The sequence below is a fragment of the Paenibacillus sp. Soil724D2 genome (assembly GCF_001427935.1).
Lineage (GTDB): Bacteria > Bacillota > Bacilli > Paenibacillales > NBRC-103111 > Paenibacillus_E.
Map to the genome: position 1 here is coordinate 235,023 of NZ_LMRY01000059.1, position 11,036 is coordinate 246,058.

The following is an 11,036-nucleotide window of genomic DNA, read 5'->3' on the forward strand; positions in this document are numbered from 1 at the left end:
CCAGTAGTAAACCTAGAAGAAGTTAGCGTCAGTGATTAAGCGCCTGTCAAAGGATTGGATACGATAACATCGATTATACCGTTTATAGAAGCGGTAGCGCACCCGCCGATAGGCACCCATAAGAAACCCACTCGCATTCTCATAAGAGAAGAACGGAGGTTTCTTTTTGTTGGAAAATTTACTTTGCTCATAAGATTTCCTAAATATTGAGTGTGGTGTGACTTCCGTCACATAAGCTTCCTCCCGTTTCTGATAAGCTAATCGGTGTAAGAGAATATAGCAAATCACCGGATGGAGGATGTATCATGTTTTGTTACCAATGCGAACAAACGCCAAACGGCGGCTGCAAGGTTATCGGGGTATGCGGAAAAGACGAGACGATCGCCAGCTTGCAGGATACGATCATTTTTGCGTTGAAGGGAATTGCCGCTTATGCGACGCACGCCAGACAACTTGGATATACCGACCCGGAAGTGGATAAAATTACGCACGAAGCACTTTATCTGACATTGACAAACTCAAATTTCAATCTGCAGGAGCACCTGGATATGGCCATGAAGGTCGGCAATGCCGCAGTGCGAATAATGGATGTGCTCGACCGTGCGCATACGACGCACTTTGGTATTCCGCGGCCGGTTACGGTACCGCAGAATAAGATCGAGGGCAAATGCATCGTCGTGACGGGGCACAACCTGTATGCACTAGAAGAGTTGCTGAAGCAGACGGAAGGCAAAGGCGTCAATATCTACACCCACTCCGAAATGCTTCCGGCCCACGGGTATCCGAAGCTGAAGCAATATACACACTTAAAAGGAAACATCGGGAAAGCCTGGTATGACCAACGCCGGCTGTTCGAGCAGTTCCCGGGAGCGATACTCGCGACGACAAACTGCGTTATGCCGATTAAGGGCACGTATGCGGATCGCTTCTTCTCCTATGAAGTAGCCGGGCTTGAGAACGTCACGAAAATCGTCGGCGAGAACTTCTCTCCGCTAATCGAGCGGGCACTCGAGCTGCCGGAGGCGAATATTGACTCTGAGCAGGTGCTGACCACCGGCTACCACCACGAAACTGTCATCGGTCTTGCGCCGGAAATCATTCAAGCAGTCAAAGACGGCCTTATCAAGCGTTTCTTCGTCATCGCCGGCTGCGATGCTCCAGGCAAGGACGGCGAGTATTACCGCGAGCTGGCGACATCGCTTCCGAATGATACGGTTATCTTGACGACGTCCTGCGGCAAGTTCCGCTTTAATGATGTGGATTATGGCACGGTTGCCGGCACCGGTATCCCACGGTACATCGATTTGGGCCAGTGCAACAACTCCGGCTCCACGGTCAAAATCGCGTTGGCGCTCTCCGACGCCTTTGGCTGCAGTGTCAACGAACTGCCGGTGAGCATCGTGCTGTCGTGGTTCGAGCAGAAGGCCGTCGCCATTCTGTTAGGCTTGTTCAGCCTCGGAATCCAAGATATCCGTATTGGCCCGAAGGCACCGGAGTTTATTAACGAAGGTGTCATGAACGTACTCGTCGAGAAATTCGGACTGAAGCTGATCGGCAATGCACAAGAGGACATGGCGGCCATGCTTTCGCTGCACTAAGCATTATAGCGTTACATAGACGAAAATCCCCCGGCCTTGGCAACTGCGCGCTGTGAAGTGCACCCCTTAGAATAGACATTAGAAAAACCCCTTGGTTAATCCGATGAATTCTAAGGGGTGTATTATTATGGCAACTTGTGGTCTTCCAAAGTTGAAAATTTGTCGACCTTCCCATCTTTGCAGTTCTTTCGAGGCTCAATTACACGGCCTACTAGCTGACTGTCTACGCTTAAACCGTAAGGTTACCCTCACCGCTCCAAGACTCGCTATTGGTGACTTGGCTAGAGTCTTTCCAAACAGGATTTCCACCTGCTAAATAACATGACTTATCTTTCAAATTATCATGCCGCTTACGATGCCAGCGTTAGTCACTATAGCCGTTACAACGTTTCTGACTTGCTGGAATGAATTTATTACGGCATCCACATTCTTAAGTAAAGATTCACTTAAAACGTTGCCATTCTCTGTCATGAATTTCACCGGCCAATATTCATCCGATTATGGATCACAATTTGCCGTCATGGTGTTAACTTCGATACCGGCTATTATCATCTACGCCATATTTAATGAGCAGATTACAAAAGGCGTTACCGCAGGTGCAGTCAAGGGTTGATGTCGGAGGACAAGAACATAGGGTTAGTTAACAAACAAAAAACAGGTACCTCTACCTGCTTTTTTTTCTACGAAATCTAAATCCCCCATAATCAATGACTACGATCTGTTTACTCCGCTTTAAACGCAAGTGCCGCTTTAAACGCAGGTTAAGGGCATACGATTTATAATATTGGCCTGTACCCTTGGATGGAATGATTCCATTGTCCAAAAATTTCTTTACTAATTTCATAAGCAAGCGTCTATTTATTCGGGAATTCCGGAATTTCCGATCATATTTTTTCATAGTTACCCAGCGAAAATCCGTGTCGTAATCGATAATTCGCGCAAAATATTTTCTTATCGGTTTCAAAGATGATTTATACATGTCTACTTCCCTCTTGTTGCATTTGATCCCTTTTTTTGATTTTGCTATCTTCATAACATAGCCGTTACCTAAATCGTATACAACTCGCGTTACACCAGACCCAATGAATTTCTTCCCTTTTATTTTCCTTTTCATGTACGGATTCATCTTAATCAAGACAGCTCCCCCTCATTCTCAATAATGTAATGCCCTCCAACTGCGCCATTTACGGATTTAATTATAAATTTAGTATATGTCGAGAACCTCGACCCGAACTGGTTGTACATATAGATTGTAAAAAAATGGTCTTTACGTGACACATATCCACAGAAAAAAAGTAGAACATGTTGTTCCCTGTGTAGCAACATGTTCTACTTTTTTACGAATCACATCGCTTCTCGAATTGGGATAACTTCGTTGTTTTAGTTACTTTTGATGATCCCATCCAGAAAAATTCACTCCCTCTAATTAAACTACGATTTAGTGGGCTTACTTTGAATTGAGACGGTGTGGAGGTACAAACTCCCCTCGCTTCGGAAAATGGGGGAAATGAATTAAATAACTTAATATGAATGGCTTAAGACCGATCTCTTATAGCCTCCAATGTGAGCAATCTACTAGCTTTATGAGGGGTCAACTAAAGTAAGCAGGGAACGAGTCCCTGCTTACTTTAAGCGTAAAAGCAATTGTTCATTATTTGATTCGGACATTCTTTGCTCGAGCGGCCGATAGAATGGAACTTCATTCTTCATGAGCTGCCTCAGAATAAGACTGTACCTGTCGGAACGCTGTGGGTTGTTATAAGTCTTTAAAATACGAGCTAATTCTTCAATAAGTGTTTCCTCGTCTTCCAAAAGGATATCCTTACGCTCAATAAATACGACACTACCATCTTGACGTTTAGCACGATAGGCAGAAGAGTGTAATGTCTTAGGCCGGGTAGTTACCGGGCATTTGACAACCTCAACTCGTTCCTCGCGAGATAACCAGTTTGCAGGAATGGAAGTCATTGGTCTTCCTCCTCGCACTCATCGTCCCACTCATCTTCATCCAGTTCGTCTTCATCGAATTCGTCATCATCCAGTTCATCTTCATCAGATTCGGGATTAGAGCCATCATCCTGTTTTGCAGGACGCTTTGCAACGCTTGGCCTATCGACAGTTTGTTTAAGGGAAGCCATTTCTTTCAGCGTATCCTTAAACAGTTCCTGCTGGGCCAAGCTTATAAACTCTGGTCGTACTCCACACATCCGAGAGTTGAAGATGGTTTGATGAACAAGGATCATTTTCTCTGTGAGCAAGGTGTTTATGATATTGTTTGCTAGTTGTGCTGCCATTTTATTGGTTGCGCAGCGCTGTGGTGCGGATTGGATTACTTCACCACATCCCGGAATCCGAGACTCGGTATCCGTCAAAATCTCCGGATATAGGCTGCCGACTGGCTCTAAAATGGTCCGTCCGTTATACTTTAGCCCAACCACAATTTGACCGCTGTTGGGTGACAATTTACAAATTAAGTTTTGAAGTGGTGCTTTCGAGTGAAAAACCTGAATTACAAATAAGTTTTGAAGTACTTTTTACATACATGTATCTATAAGTCTCATTCAACTAATGTGTCCTGTTAGAGTAATAACATGTTTGCAGATCTCCTAATATCTACTCCATCGAGATTAAAAAAACAAAGCTCATAAGACTCGTATCGGCCAACATCTACGTTGAAAATTTTTTCTCCCCTCGGGGAGAAGTCTTTTAAAAGAGTTTACACAAAAGATTTGACAGATCCCCTTAAAATAATAAAACCGCGCTGAGCGCGGGTATCTAACGATATATGTTCTTGTCTAAAACTTTCAACTAATAAAAGGTGTATTTCAACAGTATCATTTTCAATATGTTTCATTGGAATAACAATGTTACTCAATACATTAGTTGGACAACTTAATTAACTCCTGTTCTAGGGTTTGAAGGGGTCTTACTTGAATTCATTTATATCCATCCCTCACAAACATCGGCATACTTATACTTTGTCCGTCACTAATGATATTGAAAATAGCATCCGCGAATTCCATGTAAACTCCCCCATACGCACAATGGTAAAGCCGATTTCCCGCATCTCATCGGCCCACATCTTCTCCGGCCAATGCTTGGGATAGTAGCCCACGCGCAGATCAAATTTCTCTCCCGGAATGGTTTTGTCCACGTTCACTTCGTCACCTTATCGTTTGGTATGATATTTGAATTATTCAAAACGGATGTTGCCAGCAAACGGAAGCACCCGGATGTTGCCCGATTCGGCGTCCGTCACCGGCTTCCCGTTAATTGTGACATTCTTGAATTCGATATGATCGACTGTCCTGTCCGCATCGTATCCGCCGATCTGCGACGGATTGCCGCAGTCCCCGACACAGGAAATATTCTCGTAGCGAATCTGTTCGATCCGTTTGCCCGGCACCGGATTGTACTTCGGGTTGAAGAGCACGCGGATATCGAACAGCCGTCCGAGCTCGAACGGTTCAACCCGAATGTTCCTGTAGGTGACATTTCTGACCGTATTGTTATCGCCGGCATTAATCGACATACAGCCCTGATAGTCGGGCTGCGGCTCATGATGCTCGAGCACATCGATATTTTCGAACAGGACGTTCTCGATGACGTCTCCTATATGGTGATTGCCATGCCCGCCGAGATTCATCGGATGGGCCACATCCGCCCATAAGACGGAATTGCGGACGGTAACATTCCGTGTGTCCCCTTGATAATCCCACCGGCTGGCGTAAACCGCGATGCAATCATCGGAATTGCGCATAAACACGTCCTCGATCTCGATATCCGAGCTGGCCATCATATCGATCCCGTCCGACCACCCTTTCGTACTGAACGCTTTAAAGTTCGCAATCCGGATCTGCTCGGACTTACCGATATAGATGCTATAATGCGGAGGATCGATAAGTGCAATTCCCTCGACGCGAATCCGCTTGGAGAAGATGATACGCACCCCGCGGAAAGCGGAAAAACGCCCGAATTCAGTCAAGTAAAGAACGCCTCTACCGCGGACAGTGACATCGCTGACGGAGTCGCAGACCATAGAGCCCGCGACCGCCGCTCCGCCGGCTATGTAAACCGTCTTCCCCGACGGGATGCGCAAAATCACTTCCTCCAAATGATGCATGCCCGGCCCAAAATAGAGCGTATGCGTCTCGCAGTCGTCTGTTCCCGCAGCCGTCAGCAGCGCAAGAAGGTCCTCGATCCGGTGGATGCCCGGCTTGACGAAAGCGACGCCCGGCTCGTCAGGGGACGGCGCATCCTGCTCGAGCGGATTGGCAAACAGATGCAAATTATGGAACCTGTCACCGTTCACTTCCACCGACAGCTTTTGCGGGCCGTCAATGGTAAAAGTGATCGTGTTGCCGTTAAGCGTGTAAGAAATACCGCGCGACAACGGACGAATCACGCAGTCGTTTACTGTCCCCTCGTTCTTCGTAACCTCAATCTCAGTCGTGCCCGAGCAATCGAACATCGCCATGGAGGCATGCCGTACCTGATGCATGTCGACTTTGACATCATAGACGAAGAGCTGCTCCCATTCGCCGCCCGCCGGTCTTGCCCTAACCGAGAAATCGTGATTTTCCGCTAACCCCGAGGGGCCCGAATACGTAATTAGCTTTGTTACCTTCGACATGTTGGTACCTCCAACTGAGTTCATTTTGATGTTATGCGACTATGCCCACGCGATCCGAAATCATGATTATTGGATTTTCACGTCGAAAGTCGGCTCGGATGATGCTTATTATATTTTTTAGGTTCCCTTATTGGGGGCCTTTTTTATATGACAGCATATGGTCCATCAGAGAAGCCACTCATCCCCAATCGGAAATGAGCGGCTTAAGCTCAATCAATTATCTTAGCTTAATGTTACGAGCTTCCACTGCTGGTTGGTGCTGAGTGCTATCGTTGAAAGAAGTGGCCTGACGACCGTTTCCGTAATCTTTAGTCAAACGCTCAGTCCAAATAGAGAAAATGCTTTAGGTCATCTTTGTACATTACATAGGTTTTAAATAAATTGCTGTTCCTCCCGAGCTTTCCAAATGAAACTCAAGTATGGAATCTTTGGTAACCTCGACAGATCTAATACCCACCTTTGTGCGAGTATCAAGTTCCGATACATCTTCATAAATCTGTGCACTATATTTATTCTCAGCATCCAGAAAATGTAGAGGAATTTTCACAGCACGGGCTTTCTCATTATTAATGCATCCAATAAACCATTCGCTATCCTTGCGTCTTGCAATAATTGCATACTCTCCGATCTCACCCGATATTCCAATTGACTCATCCCAAGTTACCGGTATTTTCTCCCAGAATTCAATTTCCTCCTCACCATGCCAATCCGACGGCTTATCATACCAAAACATCATCTGCATAGGACTATACACAATAACGCCCATAGCCAGCATATGTGCATTCGTCACTTTTAACCGTTTATCAAAATAGCAAAGCGTATAATCGCCTGCTCCAGCCTGAAACCGTACGAAGGGCAATGTCGTGTTATGTGTGGCTGTGGGAAAATGCTCGTTTCCCCGAATCCCCTCCTGTGTAAGCACATTGGGATAGGTACGTGAAAGGCCTGTAGGGCGATAGGCATCGTGTATATTTACCATCAAACCATATTCATGACACTTTTTTACTGCATCTACCACCCAACGTGTCCACTCTTGAGGTCCTACTTTAATAAACCCTAATTTAATGCCTGCAATACCCCAATCTTTCCATAAAGGGAGTGAAGCATCCAAATACGGTTCTGCAGCGGTTCTATCAACGTAAAGGAAAATCCCAATACCTTTCTCTTTGCCATATGAAATGACTTTCCTTAGACCCAAATCCCGTTCGGGGTCTTCTCTTCTAGGATCGATTGCTTTATTTTCCGAATCAAGCGATCCATACCAGCCTCCATCAAAAAGAACGTATTGAAAATGATGGTCTACACAAAAATCGATACATTCAAACGCGCTTTTTGTAGACAGCATCATATCCCTTAATGCTTTTCCGGGCTTTACATAAGTAAGATCTTCAGCCTTGCAGGGCTCACTTAGATTAAGTACCATATTGCTCCGACATAGCAATTCCGCTGCGTGATCTGCAAGTATGAAAGTTCGCCATGGTGTTGCAAAGGGCGCTTTTCCTTCTACATTTGAAACTAGACTATCCGTTTCGTCTTTATTTAAAGTAAACCCATATCCTACATAATCATTCTCACTGAAAAGCCCACACAAATGTCCTGACAAATGCACTTTTAATGTGTTTTCGGCTTCTTCATCCTTTACAATCAACATTCTTGCGTAATCTGTCAGCCCTGCTTCATGAATAAGAACATATCCGCTTTCCGGTAATTGCACAGCGAATGGACGTTCACAATAGCCGCTCACATCACCAACTCGTTTTACAGCATATTCCCCTTCTACTCCATGCTCTTCCCATGCAAGACTTCCTTCCGGAAAGGCAAAGCTTGTATCCTCGTGAATAATGGTAAAATTATTTAACTTTTCCTGCTCCGGTATAAAGTATTGCAATGCAGTACCTTCAAAATAGGCACGTAAACGGATTTCCATTCTCCGTCCCAGGTCATCTTCTACGCAAACAATTGCCTCTTCGAAACTCTCATCAATCTTAGCCCGCTCTCCATATATAGGTTTCCATGCACCTACCACATTTCTTTTGGTTACTTTTGTTATAGTAAACCTGTCACATAATGGACGGGAATTGGCAAAGTGCAGTCCAAGCCTTGAAGGCAGAACAACCTCAGCTCCGTTACGCTTAACGGTATACCATATTTTTCCATCACTATCTAAACGTAAGCAAATACTATTCTCTCCATATGATGCTTCTACCATCGTACTTTCACCTCAAAATATATATTCATTCCGCGTTTGAGTAGATCGGATTAACCCAAAGGAATGTGGCAGGCCTAGCTTAGCAAATCATGCTCATTTCATCAATTTCAAAATCATTCATTTTATTTTGATTTCTTTAGAATCTCCAGTTGAAGCGTACAAAACCGCTCACCCCCGAACGGAAATGAGCGGCATAATCTCAAGCAGTCCGTATACTTAGTTTACGATCTGCCACCTTTGGTTAGCGCTGCTGCCTCCTCCGTATTGGCCCAAGTCCGCCCCGTTGGACGTGCGACCAACCCCATCAAGATATAACCCCGTTGCACGGTTTTGGATCCGCACATTGTTGCCGTCTATCGTGACGGACCATTGCTGATTTGTGCTGGTGCTGCTGCTCCATTGTCCGGCAGCGGAGCCGCCCGTCGTGCGGCCTAACCCGTCCAAATATAATCCGGTCGCAACATTCTTAAATCGCACATAGTTCCCGTTAGTTTCCTCAATCAACCGCTGATTTGCGCTGGTGCTGTCGCTCCATTGTCCGGCAGCGGAGCCATTGGCAGTGCGGCCCATCCCATCGATATACAAGCCGGTGGCGGCGTTTTTGAATCTGACCGAAGCAGTCCCCAAAGTTCCTCCCGTAGCTGCAGATACGGCAGAGGATTTCGATCCTCCGGCTACTTCTACCTGATAATAGTAGGTCGTATCAGGGGTCAAGTTTGTATCGCGATATACTGTCGCTGCAGTAGGGGCGCTGCTAATCTTTACAAAAGTGCCATTCGGATCTGTGGACCGGTAGATGTTATACCCCAGCGCACCTGACACGCCCGACCAGCTTAAGTAGATCGTATTCGCACCGGCCGCCGTTGCCGTCAATCCCGTAATCGAGCCTAACGTGATCTTGTTGCTCAAATCGACCGTCTTTGCTGCATCCGGCGTGTACAGCAGCATCGCAAGCGGATAATCCTTTCCCGCAACCTCCGGCATTCTCGTTTCGTAGGCATAGGCCAAATATTTGTACTTCTCTTGGGTCATATCTCTATTTTCGATATACTTGTAATAGTTATATAAAACACTGTAGAAAGCATCGATTCTGCCTCTGCCGTCTGCGTTGATCGTATCAAAATATTGAATCGTACTGCTTTGGTTTGCCCATGCAGGCGTCCATAACATATCGTAACCCAGATGATACTTGAGCAGATAAGTGGTTCCTGCCAACAGCCGGTCGTCCAGGAAGTTGAACACATTCACCGCACTGGTGGCTGTAGACCTCGCGCCGGTTATTGGGTCAACCTTTGTGCCTTGGGCATAGATGGTCTGGGCCAATGTTGACAGTCCGGCGACATCGGCATAGGAATGCCCCACATCGCGCCCCATTTCGATAGCCTGCACATGGTAATCCGCCGGATCCAATGCCGCTCCTGTTCGCTCATTTTTCGTCATCCACCGCATCTGTTGTTTTATGGAACCGTTTTTCCCCCCTTGATCGCCTGCAGCATTCACGGCCGCTGCTTCTATAGCCTCATCATAAAGCTGAAGATTATTGGTGAAGATCGCTCTTCCCATCGTTCCCATCACTGCGAACTGGTGCTGATTCATAAACATGTTATGCGTATTATACGTAACCGAAACAAGATTCATCGCATTGGCAAGGTTCGCCGTATCCGTAGCCGGCCATTTCAGACTCTGCGTAGGCGTATCGGAATAGCGCAAGATTTCCGCTGCTGCCGAGAGAAAATAACTCATTGTAGCAAAACGGAAGTTCACATGGGTAACGCAATCTTGAATGGCAGAATACTTTCTGATGATATCCATGGCATTGGAACGATACGTTTCATCGCCGGTAATATACCACATAATAGCCTGCATGAAAGCGGTTTCAGAATCGGTATTGGCACGCGCTCCTACATATTCGCTGGGATTATCGTAAACTTTGCCTGTCTCGGGGTCAGTAAACCTCCAAGGACCTTGAATGTGCTTGAAGATATAATTTCCTTCATAATAAATTCTTGGTGATTTGCTGGAACGGGAGTTGCCGGCAAAGGCATTAAACGCCGTATTCCAAGGCTCATCCCCCGCTCTTACGTGATCGCGCATGTTGTCCAAATCCGTCTGTCTCAGCGCAATGCCCGGATGGTGGATGGTTCCCGATACCGTGTTCCCGGAGGAATCGGTATAGGACACATTTGCATCCGAATTGATGACCTGCGGTTTATAAGAAGTAATCAGCGGTGAAATAGCCGCTTTCGCCGTTTGGCTGCCAATACTGAGGAAGCTCGTGAGTGCCAGCATAAAACAAAGAATGCCGAATAACCAGCTCTCACAGCGCTTACTTTTCTTAAAGTAATTCATTGCAATTTTCCTCCCTTCAAATAAACACATCATGTTTTGCTCAGCCGCCAAAATCGAATCATTTCGGAACACGGTCAGAACCAATTATTCCCATCGCCCTCTTATGTTCACCCCCCACATCCATTATTACATTCTGCTGCACTTTCATATTCCTGCTGTATCCGTTTTCACATGGGAAACACCCCCTTAAATTTCCAAGCCGGCACAGAGGACTTGCTAACTTGTGCCGGCTTGGGATGAATCCATG

Annotated in this window: 9 protein-coding genes; 2 read left to right on the forward strand and 7 right to left on the reverse strand. The window is 46.1% G+C overall.

All coding sequences use genetic code 11. From position 1 onward, the window contains the following. The first annotated feature begins 305 nt into the window (after positions 1–305). Positions 306–1,598, forward strand: coding sequence for a hydroxylamine reductase (gene hcp / locus ASG85_RS34605; protein ID WP_060649265.1), 1,293 nt, complete (start codon positions 306–308; stop codon positions 1,596–1,598). Positions 1,599–1,953: 355 nt separating this feature from the next. Continuing rightward, entirely contained in the window at positions 1,954–2,211 is a 258-nt protein-coding gene (locus ASG85_RS37480) for a hypothetical protein (RefSeq protein ID WP_235550283.1), read from the forward strand. Between the two features lie 51 nt (positions 2,212–2,262). Here the strand turns inward: ASG85_RS37480 and ASG85_RS34610 are convergent, their stop codons facing one another. The 7 genes from ASG85_RS34610 to ASG85_RS38930 all read right to left on the reverse strand — a co-directional run bounded on the left by ASG85_RS34610 (position 2,263) and on the right by ASG85_RS38930 (position 10,789). Then, positions 2,263–2,733, reverse strand: a complete 471-nt coding sequence (locus tag ASG85_RS34610; protein ID WP_060649266.1) for a hypothetical protein — start codon at positions 2,731–2,733, stop codon at positions 2,263–2,265. Between the two features lie 488 nt (positions 2,734–3,221). Beyond that, complete coding sequence (locus ASG85_RS34615) at positions 3,222–3,566, reverse strand: hypothetical protein (protein WP_060649267.1); 345 nt, start codon at positions 3,564–3,566, stop codon at positions 3,222–3,224. After that, positions 3,563–4,036, reverse strand: a complete 474-nt coding sequence (locus tag ASG85_RS34620; protein WP_060649268.1) for a hypothetical protein — start codon at positions 4,034–4,036, stop codon at positions 3,563–3,565. The genes ASG85_RS34615 and ASG85_RS34620 overlap by 4 nt, the downstream gene beginning before the upstream one ends. Before the next feature lie 533 nt (positions 4,037–4,569). After that, positions 4,570–4,752, reverse strand: a complete 183-nt coding sequence (locus ASG85_RS34625; protein ID WP_057307803.1) for a beta-galactosidase — start codon at positions 4,750–4,752, stop codon at positions 4,570–4,572. 39 nt (positions 4,753–4,791) lie between these two features. Further along, on the reverse strand, positions 4,792–6,231 hold the full coding sequence (locus ASG85_RS34630; protein WP_057307804.1) for a glycosyl hydrolase family 28 protein: 1,440 nt from the start codon (positions 6,229–6,231) through the stop codon (positions 4,792–4,794). Positions 6,232–6,592: 361 nt separating this feature from the next. After that, entirely contained in the window at positions 6,593–8,440 is a 1,848-nt protein-coding gene (locus ASG85_RS34635; protein ID WP_057307805.1) for a glycoside hydrolase family 97 protein, read from the reverse strand. Positions 8,441–8,656: 216 nt separating this feature from the next. Beyond that, positions 8,657–10,789, reverse strand: coding sequence for an RICIN domain-containing protein (locus tag ASG85_RS38930; RefSeq protein WP_057307806.1), 2,133 nt, complete (start codon positions 10,787–10,789; stop codon positions 8,657–8,659). Between the last annotated feature and the right edge of the window lie 247 nt (positions 10,790–11,036).